Raw genomic sequence first — 13466 nt, 5'->3', positions numbered from 1 at the left:
TACCTCTGGCTGTTCAGCTGGGCAGGGCGAGCGCGGGACGGCTACTGAAGACCGCGATCTCCGCACGCAACTCCCGCGCCGCGCTGGCATCCCGGACCATTCCGCGCATGAGCGATGAGCGCACGCGCTGAACAGAGCCGATGATGCCGGCGTTGCGCTGGTTGGGCGGGAGGTCGAGTACTGGCTGGACCGCTTCAACGGCTCCGTCCAGATCACCCGTGGAGAGGCGGGCGAGAGCCAGGTCCGACTGCGTTCCGGCCAGGTCGCCGAATGCCCAGTACGGGTCGTTGGGGTCGCTGAAGCCGTGTACGGCTTCCTCGGCACGGGCGACGAGACGTGGGTTGCCATCACCGAGCAATACGCACGCTTCGACTTCGTAGTAAGCCTGCTTGACCTGTGGAAAAAAGAAGTTTCCGCCAAGCGCGTCCAAGTCGTCCGGCAGGGTGCGTTCCCGCAGGTCTTCTGCGCGGCGGTTCGCCGCGTGGACGGATTCCGCATCGCCCAGCAAGCCCGCCGCTCGCGCTTCCAAGCCCGCCAGCCACACATTGACACTGCCGCGCAGGTTGCCTCCGGTGGAGGTTCCCTTACGGGCATAGTGCAGGGCGTCCTCGGGACGATCAGCCCAATAGGAGATCAATGACTGGAGTCCTCGGACCCATGCGGCCATTCCTTGGTGCTCGGCCTGGTCGGCGCAGACAGCGGCAGTTCGGGCCTGCATCATGGCCGACTGGGGATCACCGAGGTCGTGTGCAGCCTTGGCCAGCATGCCCGACTGGAGTGAAGCGAGAAGGTACAGGTCACGGATCTGTGAGGGCCTGGCGTGGCCGCTCTCCAGCAGACGGAATGTCTCGTCCTGCAAGTGGGTGAGATCATCCAGGATCATTCCAAGGGGGACACGAACGTAGATCTCAGCAATGCGGCGAACCTCGTCCTGGAGATGCGCCAGCGTTTCCTGCCCTACTTCGTTTCGTTCCGCACCGATGGCAAATCGGATTGCGCGCCTTGCGGCCATAGCTGCGTGCCTTTCCATCCAGGGAAGGTCCGCGTCGGGACCGACGCGGCATTCGACGTGCTGCGAGTTAGCGGCGATGCGCCCGCCTTCGGGAGGTACGGGTTCGACCGCAGGCGGTACCTCGGCGAGGAGTTGGGTGATGGGCCGTTTGAAAAGGTGACTGAGTACACGTCGTGCGTCGTTTTGTGGCGTCACCTTTCCGAAGTACCAGCGTTCGAAAGTGCTCTCCGAGAGGGTGAGCGTGGCCAGAGACGGCTCTTCTGTCTCCTGGGCCAGACTTCGAGCGGCCAGCCGGTACTGATAGGCGAAGGCCGCATAGTCCTTCCAGCCCTGTTCGTCCAACAGGACCCGGAGGAGCGTTGTCATCGGAGCCCCCTTGCGCCGTGGTTCCCAAGCCCGTGTAGCGACGGTACGGCCGTTATTCCCGCGACGTCGCGTGCTCACCGGTAAGTCAGTGACTCTGACCCAACTCTGACCGGAGTCTGCTCAAAGGCGTTCGTTCGGCTGCCCAGACTGACGGCGGTCTGACGGTGGATCTGCACCGGAAGTGGTTGCGACGCTCGGTCCAGTACCTCGTTACGTGCACGAATGGCGACTGACCGTAGTCGCCTTGGGGTCGTAACAAGACCGCAAGCAAAACGCCTGGAGAGGGCCATGGACCAGCCCGAACGCTTCGTCGTGTCCTGCGCGCGCACACCTCAGCAGGTGGCGCGGTTGCGTCGTCTTGGAGCCGCGCATCTCAGATTGTGGGGGCTCCGCGACTGTGTTGAGACAGCGAAGCTCCTCATCAGCGAGCTTGTCACCAACGCAGTCCGGTATGGAGAGGCGGATGAGATCGGCTTCTCCATTTTCCGTTGGAGGGGCGAACTCCGCATCGAGGTGAGTGACGGCAGCCCCGGCCACCCCAAGGTCAAACGCCCAAACCCGGGAGAGGAAAGCGGCCGCGGGATGCTCATCATCGACGCCCTTGCCAAGAATTGGGGTACCAGCCTGGATGGCACCCGGACCTGGTGCACTATCGCCGCGCCGGACCCCATCGCACTGTCGCCAGGGATCTGGTGCGAGTGGCGTTCGGGTGACGGAACACGGCTCGCCTCGAACGCATTGCCATCGCCGGACGCGGCGATCCACTGGGCTCGCGTTCAAGGGCGCGTCGTCGCGGTCGCTATAGGAGTACCGGCCGTCGGCTACTTCTGGGACTTGCTGTCCGATGCGTGGCGTGAGCCGACGGAGGCATTGAAGCGGGGCGAGGCATTCACGCTTCGCATGACGGCCGGGCCGTACACCTTCATCTGGCATGCACGCCCTGCGGTCTTCCTGCCGGTCGTCGAGGGCACACCGTCCCCTCATCATCCGCAAGGAGCGGTTGTCCTTCCTCCTCTGCACTCCCATTGAGTCCGCCCACCTTTACGGAGGTTGTCGTGGCCCACACGCCTGCCCCACTCGCCGCGTCCGACGTCGACTGGACCGCCTTACAGAACTTCGCCGCCCTTCGCGGCCAGTTGAGGGTCTCGTTCGGCCCTCGCTGCAACATTGCCTGCTGGTTTTGCCACAACGAGGGGGACGTTCCGCCCCCGCTGACCCGTGCGGATCGCTCGCGGCAGCCCCGGCCCCGCCGTCTCGACGCGGATGGGTACCTCACCCTGATCACCGCTTTGATGAGGGCGGGGATGAAACGGGTCTACTTCACCGGCGGCGAGCCGTTGACCTCGCACCTGGCCCGCCCCGTATTGGCGCGGCTTCCCGAGCCCGGCCCCGATGTCTCGTACACGCTGATCACCAATGGCACCCGTGTCCGCACACATCGGTCATGGCTCGCCAGGACCCACCTGGACAAGGTGAAGGTGTCCTTGCACTACTTCTCCGACGAGTCCCTGCACGCTATTGCGGGGACTCGCGTGGGGATCAAAGCGGTCCTCGACGGGATCGAAACAGCACGGGAGATCTTTGAGCGGGTCGAGCTGAATACACTCCTGCAGAGGGAGAACGCTCATGAGGTCCGACAAATCCTGGACTTCGCACTGGAGCGGCGGATGCCGGTGCAGTTCATCGAACTCGTCGGTACTGACTTCAATGAGAGCCGAGCCTCTTCGGCGCTGCCCGCTGACGAGATCATCGCGCATCTGCGCACACTCACCGCCGATGAGCACACCGAGGTGGCCGGCGTAGGGCAGGGCCGCCGCGTCTTTCGTATCGACGGTGTCGAGATCGACGTTATCCATCGGAACCTGGGCCGCCACCACGTCGGCCAATGTGGAACCTGTCCACTGCGCTCCAAGTGCGTCGAGGGCTTCTGGGCCTTACGGATTGACCATGACGGCGGCCTCCAGCCCTGCCTGCTGCGGGACGACCTGCGCTTGGACGTAAAGGCGAGCCTGGCCGATCCTGCGCGGCTCGCCGCGGTCGTGGCCCGGCACATCGCTTCGTTCACGGAGGGCACACTGTGAGCCTGCCATTCGCCTATCAACCCCTCGGCTCGGGCGGACCTCGAGGCCCGCTCGTCGTCCTCGAAGGTGTCTCCGGGATCGGCAAGTCGACGCTCGCCCAAGCGCTGACCAGGCGACTCGGCGGGACGGTGCTGCACACTCTGCCCCGCCCGCATTCCGGCTGGTCTGCTGCGGTGAATTCCCGACTGCGCTCTCTGCCGCAGTTCGCGTTCTACCTCTCCGGTCTCCTGCACGCTTCCGATGCGATCCGCCATTGCGGGGCGATCGGGCCGGTGGTCGCCGATCGCTATGTCTCGTCGGTGATCGCGTGTCACGCCGCCGTGCACGGTGTCGAGATTGAGACGGTCGCAACCCTCCTCGAACCTTTCCGCTCCTATCTGGAAACTCCGACACGCACCGTCTACCTGCGCTGCTCGGAGTCGGCTCTTCGGGAGCGGATGGCGAGCAAGGACGACGTGAAGCAGGACGACACAGAACTCTTTGCCGTTCCGGGTCGTCTGGCTCGCCTACTGATCAACTTCCAACAGATCGCCGACTCCGATCCCACAGCCGCACTGGTCGACACAGATGGCAGGACGCCCGACGACCTGGCCGACCAGATCATCGCTCAGCTGGAGGCGTAGGGTGCTCAATCCCATCGACGTCGCAGCCGTCATCCGTGACGGTGGTGCGATCGGCCGGTTCCCAGACGAGATCCACGAAGGGGTTGCCTGGTGGATGGGTGCCGGCCTCGTCGTCGTCACCCGAGCTGACCGGATCGTGGTCGCTCACGACGGTCATCCGACCAGCTCCAGGTTCCACGAGCGCTTTTGCCGGGGTGCTGTCAATGCCCGACACTTCGGCTGCGTTGTTGTGGACCTCCTCGTCACCGACGAGTCCGGGTTGATGCGGGCCAGGCAGGAATTCGGCGCGGTGCCCGGCGCCCTGATCACCACCACTGGAGACGGCGTCGAGACGGTCAGGATCTCGCTGTACGACGGCGGGGGGCATCCGCTCGGCGAAGAATCCGGGGTGGCTGCCATTCGCGACATGATCGCTGAGGATCGGGTTCCGATTCCCGTCAACGAACAGGCCAGGGGGCGAGTGGAACGGTATCGGTCGTCAGCAGCCGGAGGAGGGGCAGCGGAGTGATCAGCGCGGCAGAGATCATCCGTGCCGGTACCAGCATTCTGTTCGTCACTCTCGACTCACTGCGGTACGACGTGGCCCGCACTGCGTACGACGACGGCCTCACCCCAAATATGGGGAGCCTGCTACCGGAAGGGGGCTGGGAGCGTCGGCACACCCCTGGCAGCTTCACGCTCCCGGCACACATGGCGTTCTTCTCCGGGTTCCTGCCCAAGCTGCCACAGCCCGAGCAACCGCCTCGCCTGTGGGAATGCCGTCCACCCGCCTTCAAAGCCGTCGCCGAGGAGACGTTCGTCTTTGAGGCGCCGAACCTCCTTCGTGGCCTTGCCGGACATGGCTATCGAAGCGTCTGCGTGGGCGGCGTCACGTACTTTTCGCGCGAGACACCGCTTGGTTCCGTCCTGCCCGACCTGTTCGACGAGGATCACTGGCGCCCCGAGTTCTGCTCCCCGGAGATGAACTCGACCCGGCACCAGGTCGACCATGCCCTGGAGATCGCCGAGCGATACGGCCATCGCCCGCTATTTCTCTTCGTCAATGTCTCGGCCACTCACGTCCCCCACGGTCACTACATCGGCGAGAGTAGCGATACCTGCGCCTCGCAACGTGCCGCACTCGCGTACGCGGACGAACACCTGGGACGGCTGATCACCGTGCTCACGGCGAAGCGACGCTGGCTGGTCATCATGTGCGCCGATCACGGTGATGCCTTCGGCGATGACGGATTTCAGGGTCGGGGAATCGCTCATCCTGTCGTGATGAACGTGCCGTACGCGGCAATGGTGCGGTGACGGCCGCTACGCTCGCCGAGCATGAGCGACGACATCCGGGACCAGAGGCCGGTCCGCGACGCCTCCGTCGTGGTTGCCCGCGACGCCGATGGGCTGGTGGCCGTGTTGAGCGCGGACTTCCCCCGCCATGGCGGTGAGTACCTGTTCCTGCCGGGCGGGCGCACGGAGGCGGGGGAAACGGCGGAAGAGTGCGGGCGGCGGGAGCTGCGGGAAGAGGCGGGTATCACGGCCGAGACGTGGCGTTCGCTGGGGTCGTACGCGATGACCCTTGGCTCGACGGCTCGCGTGCATCTTTTCGAGGCCCGACGGCTGACCGTCGGGCCTCAGGAACTCACCCCTACTGAGGAGGACTTCAAGCTTTCGTGGTGGTCGATGGGCGACGCGATCGACGCGGTCTCGCAGGGCCGCTTTCTGCTTCCGGCCGGGCCCTTGGCTCTGCTGCTCGCCGAGCGCCCGGCCCGGGGCGTCAACGGGTCGTAGCCGCGACCACCGTGAGGATCGAGCGCACCTGGGCGGTGATGGCCTCGCGGTTGTGGACGAAGTCCGGGTCGGTGACCTGGCCCGTGGCGGGGTCGGTGTTGCCCGGGCCGAACTGGAGGACCGGGGTGTGGAGATGGCCGCCGGGGGCCTTCAGGCCGACCGCGTCGCGCAGCAGGGTGGCGCGGTAGGCGATCTCGTTGGAGAGGTAGTCGCCGCCACCGCCGGCGCGGGCCGTCGAGCCGGGGGTCGGGCCGTCCGGGCGGACCACGGGGGTGGTGCCGCCCGCCGGGATCTCGGTGACGGTGGTGTTGTCATAGACGGGGACCGGGCCGGTGTTCGCCGCGACGATCCGCTCGTAGGGGAGGGTCGTGGTCGTCCACTGCGGCTGCGGATGCGGGGTCGGCACACCGGCCGGGATGGGCACGGTCTCGGTACGGGAGATGTTCGCGTTGTCCGGATAGCCGCCCCGCCAGGCGCCGTTGGTGCGCTCGACGTCGAACCGGCCCACCCGCCCCTGGCTCACGGTCAGATACGCGTCCACCCGGCGCGGGCCCGGGCGGAAGGCGGGCAGCAGGGCGCGCTCGACCGTGCCGTCCGCGAAGTCCGCCCAGCGGACCGGGAAGACGGCCGTCTCGACGCGCGCCGGGCCGCTGTCCGTACGGATCGTCGTCCCGTCCAGCGCGAGTGCCGCCGCGCCGGAGGGGTTGGAGCGGCGTACGTCGGCGTCCAGCTGGAACGGGTCGAAGCCGGTGACCACGATGCGCTTGATGTTCGTACCGGCCGGGAGGTCGAGCGAGTCCTGTCCGCGTGAGGTGCGCTCCAGCGTGTCCACGAGCGCGGCGCGGCGGGCGTCGGTGAGCGGGAAGCCCGGCTGCCACTCGCCCAGCGCGCGGGTCATGCCGAGCCGCGCCCAGTACAGCGGCCGGTCGTCGTCCCGGCTGAGGTCCCCGCCCGCGGGCCCCCGGCCCTGTACCCGGTCCACCGCGTGCTTCCACAGCGCCCGGCCCTCGCGGGTGACCACGCGCTCGGCCTCGGTGGCGGAGTGCGTGCCCGCCAGGGCGCGGGCGAAGTCCGGCGCCACCTCGTCGAACCCGCTGCGCCGCAGGATCTCCTGCGGCGCGGCCTTGTCGAGCCGCTGCTCCTCGATGGTGGGGGTGGCGGTGGTGTCCGGCGCGGCCACGGCGGGGGTGGCGATGGCCAGGGGAGCGGTGGCGAGCAGGGCGGCGCCGAGCAGGGCGAGCCGGGGGCGTATCGATCTCATGCGGGGTCCTCTCGGGTGAGGAGTGACGGTGGTCGGAGGCCGGGGACTGGGGCCGGGGCCTGGGGGAAACGACAACCCCTCCCGTCCCGGGCTCTTGAGCTCGGGACGGGAGGGGAACCGGTGAGCTACGGGGCCGCGCGCGGCGGAGCCGCTCAGCGGGTCGAGAACGAGTGCACCGTCGTCGACCGGTACGTCTGCCCCGGCCGCAGCACCGTCGAGGGGAACGACGGCTGGTTCGGCGAGTCCGGGAAGTGCTGGGTCTCCAGGGCGAAGGCGTCGCCCTGCCGGTAGACCCGCCCCGACGTGCCCGCGAACGTGCCGGTCAGGAAGTTGCCGGTGTAGAACTGCACACCAGGCTCGGTCGTGGCGATCCGCATCACCCGGCCGGACTCCGGCTCGGTCACCGTCAGGAAGTGCTCCGGACGGCTGGTGATGCCCTTGTCCAGCACGAAGTTGTGGTCGATCCCCTGCCCGTAGAGCACCTGCTGGTGCGCCTCCCGGATGTCCCGGCCGATCTCCTTGGCGCGGCGGAAGTCGAACGGCGTCCCGGCCACCCGGGCGAGTTCGCCGGTGGGGATGAGGGTCTTGTCGACCGGGGTGTAGCGGCTGGCGGCGATCTCAAGACGGTGGTCGTAGATGGAGCCGCCGCCCTCCCCGGCCAGGTTGTAGTACGTGTGGTTGGTGAGGTTCACGACCGTCGCCTTGTCGGTCGTGGCCTCGTAGTCGATGCGGAAGTCGCCCGCCGCCGTGAGCGTGTAGTCCACCCGCACGGTGAGCGTGCCGGGGTAGCCCATCTCGCCGTCGGGGCTCACCCGGCGCAGGGTGAGCCCCACGTCCGCGCCCTTGCGGAACGGCTCCACGGACCAGACGTGCTTGTCGAAGCCCTTGTCGCCGCCGTGCAGGCTGTTCGGCCCGTCGTTGATCGGCAGCTGGTACTTCTTGCCGTCCAGCGTGAAGGTGCCGCGTGCGATGCGGTTGCCGTAGCGGCCGATGAGGGCGCCGAAGTACGGGCTGTCCGCCACATAGGAGTCCAGGTCGTCGAAGCCGAGCGAGACATTGGCGCGGCGGCCGTGGCGGTCGGGGATCTCCAGGGCCTGCACGATGCCGCCGTAGCTGAGCACGCGCAGCCGGGTGCGGCCGTTCTCGATCGTCCAGCGGTCGACCCGCGTGCCGTCCGCGAGCGTGCCGAAGTGCTCCTTCACCGCGCCTCCCTTTCCCGCGGAGTCCCCTCCGCCGGCTCCGTGGGCGGTGCCGGTCGTGGCGGCCGAGGCCGCCAGTCCGGCCGCCGCCGCCGTGATCACCGTGCGTCTGCTCGTGGTCATATGCGGCTCCGTAAGGCTAGATCCATGAGGGACAGCAGATGGGTTACGACCCGACCTTGCGCTTGTTCCAGACATCGAAGCCGACCGCGGCCAGCAGGACCAGACCCTTGATCACCTGCTGGTAGTCGGTACCGATGCCGACCAGCGACATACCGTTGTTGAGCACGCCGAGCACCAGGCCACCGATGATCGCGCCGAGCACCGTGCCCACACCGCCGCTGGCCGAGGCGCCGCCGATGAACGCGGCGGCGATGGCCTCGAGCTCGAAGTTGAGGCCCGCACTGGGGGTGGCGGAGCCCAGCCGGGCGGCGAAGACCAGACCGGCGAGGGCGGCCAGCACACCCATGTTGACGAAGACCAGGAAGGTGACGCGCTTGTCCCGGACACCCGACAGCTTGGCCGCCGGCTGGTTGCCGCCGAGGGCGTACACATGCCGCCCGACCACGGTGTTGCGCATCACGAAGCTGAACAGGACGAAGAGCACGGCCAGGATCAGCAGCCCGTACGGCGCCCCGTGCCAGCTGGACAGCGTCATGGTGAACGCCATCACCGCGGCCACGATCGCCGCGCACTTGACGAAGAACAGCCCCAGCGGCACCACGTCCAGCTCATAGGCCGTCCGCTGCTGCCGGGCGCGCCACTCCTGCCAGACGGCGGCGGCGCAGACGACGAGGCCGATCACCATCGTGGGGTTGTGGTACTGCGTGTACGGGCCCATCTCCGGGATGAAGCCGGTGCTCATCTTCTCGAAGCCGTCGGGGAACGGCGACAGGGACTGACCGTCCAGCAGGATCTGGGTGCCGCCGCGGAAGGCCAGCATTCCGGCCAGGGTGACGATGAAGGACGGAATGCCTATGTAGGCGATCCAGAAGCCCTGCCAGGCCCCGGCCACCGCGCCGAGCAGCAGACAGAGGACGACCGCGAGGCCCCACGGCATATCGTGTTTGATCATCATGACGCCGGCGGCCGCGCCGATGAAGGCGACCAGTGAGCCGACCGACAGATCGATATGCCCCGCGATGATCACGATCATCATGCCGATCGCGAGGATGAGGATATAGCCGTTCTGCTGCACCAGGTTGGTGACGTTCAGCGGCCGCAGCAGGATGTCGTCCGACCAGATCTGGAAGATGACGATGATCAGGGCGAGCGCGACCAGCATTCCGTACTGCCGCATGTTGGACCGCAGGCCCTGCAGCAGCAGCGTCCCGACGCTGGGCGAGCCCTCGGCCGGCGGTGGGGCCGGGCTCTCGGTCTTCTGGGTGGCCGTGCTCATCCTTCGTCTCCTCTGTCCCTCGTCATGTGGCGCATCAGAACTTCCTGCGTCGCCTCGGCCCGGGGAACCTCCCCGGTCAGCCGCCCGGCCGCCATCGTGTAGATCCGGTCGCACATCCCCAGCAGCTCGCCCAGCTCGGAGGAGATGAAGATGACGGCCTTGCCCTGGGCCGCCAGGTCGTTGATGACCGTGTAGATCTCGTACTTGGCCCCGACGTCGATGCCCCGGGTGGGCTCGTCGAGGATGAGCACTTCGGGACCCGCGAAGATCCACTTGCTGAGGACGACCTTCTGCTGGTTGCCGCCGCTGAGCCGGCCGACCCGCTCGAAGACCGTGGGGGCCTTGATGTTCATGGTGGTGCGGAACCGCTCGGCGACCCGCGACTCCTCGTGCTCGTTGACCACGCCGCGGCGCGCCACCTTGGTCAGCGAGGAGAGCGAGACATTGCGGCTGATGGTGTCGTCGAGGTTGAGCCCGTAGTGCTTGCGGTCCTCGGTGACGTACGCGATGCCGTGGTCGATCGCCTCCGGCACGGTGCGGGTACGGACCTCCCGGCCGTCCCGGAACACCCGGCCGCCCGCGTACCGCCCGTACGCCCGCCCGAAGACGCTCATGGCGAGCTCGGTGCGGCCGGCGCCCATCAGCCCGGCGATGCCGACGATCTCACCGCGCCGCACGTTCAGCGACACCCCGTCCACGACCTTGCGCTGCTGGTCGATGGGGTGGTGGACGGTCCAGTCCTCGACGGCCAGGGCCACCTCGGAGGCGTCCTCGCCCTCGTACGGGGTGCGGTCGGGGAAGCGGTGGTCGAGGTCGCGGCCGACCATGCCGCGGATGATGCGGTCCTCGGAGATCTCGGGGCTGGCCTCGGGGGTCTCCCGGACGGTCAGGGTTTCGATGGTCTGGCCGTCGCGCAGAATGGTGACGGAGTCGGCGACCCGGCGGATCTCATTGAGCTTGTGGGAGATCAGGATGCAGGAAATGCCCTGCGCCTTGAATTCCAGCAGCAGATCGAGGAGTTTTCCGCTGTCCTCGTCGTTGAGCGCCGCGGTCGGCTCGTCCAGGATGAGCAGCTTCACTTCCTTGGAGAGCGCCTTGGCGATTTCCACCAGCTGCTGTTTGCCCACGCCGATATCGGTGACGCGGGTCTGCGGCGAATCCGTCAGACCGACCCGCTTGAGCAGCGCGGTGGCGTGTCTGAGGGTTTCGTTCCAGCTGATGAGGCCGCGCCGGGAGTGTTCATTGCCGAGGAAGATGTTCTCGGCGATGGACAGATAGGGGATCAGCGCCAGTTCCTGATGGATGATGACGATGCCGCGCTGCTCGCTCGCGCGGATGTCCTTGAAGGCGCACGCCTGGCCGTCGAAGAGGATCTCGCCCTCGTAACTGCCGTGCGGATGGACCCCGCTGACCACCTTCATCAGGGTGGACTTTCCCGCGCCGTTCTCCCCGCAGAGCGCGTGGATCTCGCCCTGGCGGACACGGAGATTGACATCGGAGAGCGCCTTGACACCGGGGAACGTCTTGGTGATGGAGCGCAATTCGAGAATGGTGCTCATAGCCCGGTACCGCCCTACTTCAGCTGCGACGCGGTGTAGTAACCCTGGTCGACCAGCACCTGGGTGTTGGACTTGTCGACGCTGACCGGGTTGAGCAGGAAGGTCGGCACGACCTTCTCGCCGTTGTCGTACGACTTGGTGTCGTTGACCGGGGGCTTGCCGCCCGTCAGCTCCGCCTTGGCCATCGCCACGGTGGCCTTCGCCAGCTTGCGGGTGTCCTTGTAGATGGTCTGCGTCTGCGCGCCCCGCATGATGGACTTCACGGAGGCGAGCTCGGCGTCCTGCCCGGTCACCACCGGGTACGGCTTGGACTTGGTGCCGTAGCCGACGCCCTTGAGCGCGGAGAGGATGCCGATGGACATGCCGTCGTACGGCGACAGCACGGCGTCGACATCGCGGCTGCTGTACGCCTTGTTGAGCAGGTCCTCCATGCGGTCCTGGGCGGCGCTGCCGCTCCACTTCTCGGTGTAGAGCTGGTTGAGCTTTGTCTGCTTGGAGCGGACGACCAGCTCGCCCTTGTCCATGTACGGCTTGAGCACCTTCATGGCGCCGTTGAAGAAGTACTTGGTGTTGTTGTCGTCCGAGGACCCGGCGAACAGCTCGATGGAGAACGGGCCCTTGCGGCCCTTGGACAGCCCCAGCTTGTCGGCGATGTACTGGCCCTGGAGCCTGCCGACCTTCTCGTTGTCGAAGGTGGCGTAGTAGTCGACGTTCTTGGTGCCCAGGAGCAGCCGGTCGTAGGAGATCACCGGGATGTTGGCCTCATGGGCCTGCTTCAGGACGTCGGAGAGGGCCCCGCCGTTGATCGGCGCGATCACCAGCAGCCGGTGGCCCTTGGTGATCATGTTCTCGATCTGGGACACCTGGGTACGGACGTCGTCCTCGCCGTACTGGAGGTCCGTCTTGTAGCCCGCGGCCTGGAACTGCTTGGCCATGTTCCGGCCGTCGGCGATCCACCGCTCGGAGGACTTCGTCGGCATCGCGATGCCGATCGTGCCTCCCTTTTCCTTGCTCTTGTACCGGCTGCCGCCGACCGCCTCCTGGCCACAGGCCGTGGCGGTCAGCGAGAGCGCGAGGAGGCCGGCGCCTATCGCCGCGGCTCGTGCTCCTCTTACCGTGCGCATGGTGTTGGGGTCCTTCCCTGGGGCGTCGTTGCGTCAGGAACTGGGGAGGTCCGCGTCGGCGGTGAAGCGCCGCAGCGGACCCGGCAGCCGGGAGCCGAGCGGGGACATCCCGCCGTCCGCGCCCAGCCGGGTGAGCAGGTCGAGCACGAGCCGCCCGCGGCGCACCCGCTCGCGGGCGCTGCCCAGCGCCACGTCCCGCAGCTGGGCGCCGTACGGGTAGATCCCCGGGGATTTGCTGAGCCCGAACTTCAGATAGATGGGGGCGCCGCGCCGGATCAGCTCCGCCGCGTCATAGATCCGCACATAGCCGCCGAGGTCGTCCGGGGCCTCGACATAGAAGTCCATCGGGGCGCGGGAGACCCGGCGGATCTCGGTGAGGTGCTCCAGCGTCAGGTCCGACGGGATGTTGATGGAGTCGGCCCCGAGCTGCTCGTACACCGCGAACGAGGCCGGGTTGACCGGGCCGACCAGCGCGGACAGCTTGAAGGTGGTGTCCGCGGGCAGCTCGCCGCTCGCCCGCAGCCGGTTCAGCAGCCACAGCACCCCCTCGTCGGCCACCAGCAGGCACTTCACGCCCAGCGAGACCGCGCGCAGCGCGTCCTCCACGCATCCGGCCACCGCGTCATGGCCACGGGCGCGCAGCCCCCCGCCGCCGGAGTCGGAGCGGGTCGCGGCGCCGATGTCCCAGGTGCCGCGGGGGCCGGTGAACAGGCACAGCTCGGCGTTCCGCTCGGCGCAGGACTCGACCATCTCGGTGATCTCGGCATCGGTGAGCATCCAGACGCCGCTGCCCTGGCTGATCCGGTGGATCGGCACATCCAGCCGCCCGGCCTCCTTGAACACGGTGGCCAGCGCCTCCGGGCCCTCGACGGAGGGGATCTCGGTGCGCCAGGTGCCGCCGTCGGGGAAGGTGTGCGCGGAGGTGTCGGCGGGGTCGGGGGCGGGCGCGGCGTGGCCGAGCGACGCGAGGGCCGCGTCGGCGGGGCGGCGGGGACCGGAAGAGGCGGGTGAGGCGGCGGTCACGGTGCTCCCTGTGGAGTGATGGCCGGTGGTTCGGCGTCCGGCT

Annotated in this window: 13 protein-coding genes; 6 read left to right on the top strand and 7 right to left on the bottom strand. The window is 67.7% G+C overall.

The genetic code is table 11. From position 1 onward, the window contains the following. Positions 1-13 precede the first annotated feature (13 nt). Entirely contained in the window at positions 14-1378 is a 1365-nt protein-coding gene (locus tag IEJ02_RS03210; protein ID WP_223863292.1) for an NsdA family TPR-like regulatory protein, read from the bottom strand. A 288-nt stretch (positions 1379-1666) separates the two neighbouring features. Here IEJ02_RS03210 and IEJ02_RS03205 point away from each other — a divergent pair, with 288 nt between their 5' ends. The 6 genes from IEJ02_RS03205 to IEJ02_RS03180 are packed head-to-tail and all read left to right on the top strand — an operon-like array spanning position 1667 to position 5858. Then, positions 1667-2407 (top strand): ATP-binding protein, encoded by a 741-nt coding sequence (locus IEJ02_RS03205; RefSeq protein WP_191063264.1) that lies wholly within the window; start codon positions 1667-1669, stop codon positions 2405-2407. Between the two features lie 26 nt (positions 2408-2433). Further along, positions 2434-3459 (top strand): radical SAM protein, encoded by a 1026-nt coding sequence (locus tag IEJ02_RS03200; RefSeq protein WP_191063263.1) that lies wholly within the window; start codon positions 2434-2436, stop codon positions 3457-3459. Next, on the top strand, positions 3456-4082 hold the full coding sequence (locus IEJ02_RS03195; RefSeq protein WP_191063262.1) for a dTMP kinase: 627 nt from the start codon (positions 3456-3458) through the stop codon (positions 4080-4082). The genes IEJ02_RS03200 and IEJ02_RS03195 overlap by 4 nt, the downstream gene beginning before the upstream one ends. 1 nt (position 4083) lies before the next feature. After that, on the top strand, positions 4084-4590 hold the full coding sequence (locus tag IEJ02_RS03190) for a phosphohexomutase domain-containing protein (RefSeq protein WP_191063261.1): 507 nt from the start codon (positions 4084-4086) through the stop codon (positions 4588-4590). Then, the gene (locus tag IEJ02_RS03185; protein WP_191063260.1) at positions 4587-5378 is read left to right on the top strand and encodes an STM4013/SEN3800 family hydrolase; all 792 of its coding nucleotides are present in this window, start codon (positions 4587-4589) and stop codon (positions 5376-5378) included. Before IEJ02_RS03190 ends, IEJ02_RS03185 begins: the two co-directional genes overlap by 4 nt. 21 nt (positions 5379-5399) lie before the next feature. Then, positions 5400-5858, top strand: coding sequence for an NUDIX hydrolase (locus IEJ02_RS03180; RefSeq protein WP_191063259.1), 459 nt, complete (start codon positions 5400-5402; stop codon positions 5856-5858). On the opposite strand, the gene IEJ02_RS03175 is transcribed toward IEJ02_RS03180, so the two are convergent. The 6 genes from IEJ02_RS03175 to IEJ02_RS03150 all read right to left on the bottom strand — a co-directional run bounded on the left by IEJ02_RS03175 (position 5845) and on the right by IEJ02_RS03150 (position 13423). Continuing rightward, the gene (locus IEJ02_RS03175; protein ID WP_191063258.1) at positions 5845-7119 is read right to left on the bottom strand and encodes a pyroglutamyl-peptidase I; all 1275 of its coding nucleotides are present in this window, start codon (positions 7117-7119) and stop codon (positions 5845-5847) included. The genes IEJ02_RS03180 and IEJ02_RS03175 overlap by 14 nt on opposite strands. Before the next feature lie 152 nt (positions 7120-7271). Then, complete coding sequence (locus tag IEJ02_RS03170) at positions 7272-8441, bottom strand: aldose epimerase family protein (protein WP_191063257.1); 1170 nt, start codon at positions 8439-8441, stop codon at positions 7272-7274. Positions 8442-8484: 43 nt separating this feature from the next. Further along, on the bottom strand, positions 8485-9717 hold the full coding sequence (gene mmsB, locus IEJ02_RS03165; RefSeq protein WP_137977806.1) for a multiple monosaccharide ABC transporter permease: 1233 nt from the start codon (positions 9715-9717) through the stop codon (positions 8485-8487). After that, positions 9714-11276, bottom strand: coding sequence for a multiple monosaccharide ABC transporter ATP-binding protein (mmsA, locus tag IEJ02_RS03160; protein WP_191063256.1), 1563 nt, complete (start codon positions 11274-11276; stop codon positions 9714-9716). The genes mmsB and mmsA overlap by 4 nt, the downstream gene beginning before the upstream one ends. Positions 11277-11290: 14 nt before the next feature. After that, positions 11291-12400, bottom strand: coding sequence for a multiple monosaccharide ABC transporter substrate-binding protein (gene chvE / locus IEJ02_RS03155; RefSeq protein ID WP_191063255.1), 1110 nt, complete (start codon positions 12398-12400; stop codon positions 11291-11293). A 33-nt stretch (positions 12401-12433) separates the two neighbouring features. Beyond that, the gene (locus IEJ02_RS03150; RefSeq protein WP_191063254.1) at positions 12434-13423 is read right to left on the bottom strand and encodes a hypothetical protein; all 990 of its coding nucleotides are present in this window, start codon (positions 13421-13423) and stop codon (positions 12434-12436) included. Between the last annotated feature and the right edge of the window lie 43 nt (positions 13424-13466).

This window comes from Streptomyces sp. 5-10, from assembly GCF_014712245.1.
GTDB classification, from domain to species: Bacteria; Actinomycetota; Actinomycetes; order Streptomycetales; family Streptomycetaceae; genus Streptomyces; species Streptomyces violaceusniger.
The sequence above is the reverse complement of the archived record's forward strand: the minus strand, read 5'-3'. Positions and strand labels throughout refer to the sequence as shown.

Coding starts and splice junctions, on each gene's coding strand:
- IEJ02_RS03210 (WP_223863292.1), bottom strand. CDS start 1,378: ATGACAACGCTCCTCCGGGTCCTGTTGGACGAACAGGGCTGGAAGGAC.
- IEJ02_RS03205 (WP_191063264.1), top strand. CDS start 1,667: ATGGACCAGCCCGAACGCTTCGTCGTGTCCTGCGCGCGCACACCTCAG.
- IEJ02_RS03180 (WP_191063259.1), top strand. CDS start 5,400: ATGAGCGACGACATCCGGGACCAGAGGCCGGTCCGCGACGCCTCCGTC.
- IEJ02_RS03175 (WP_191063258.1), bottom strand. CDS start 7,119: ATGAGATCGATACGCCCCCGGCTCGCCCTGCTCGGCGCCGCCCTGCTC.
- IEJ02_RS03170 (WP_191063257.1), bottom strand. CDS start 8,441: ATGACCACGAGCAGACGCACGGTGATCACGGCGGCGGCGGCCGGACTG.
- mmsB (WP_137977806.1), bottom strand. CDS start 9,717: ATGAGCACGGCCACCCAGAAGACCGAGAGCCCGGCCCCACCGCCGGCC.
- mmsA (WP_191063256.1), bottom strand. CDS start 11,276: ATGAGCACCATTCTCGAATTGCGCTCCATCACCAAGACGTTCCCCGGT.
- chvE (WP_191063255.1), bottom strand. CDS start 12,400: ATGCGCACGGTAAGAGGAGCACGAGCCGCGGCGATAGGCGCCGGCCTC.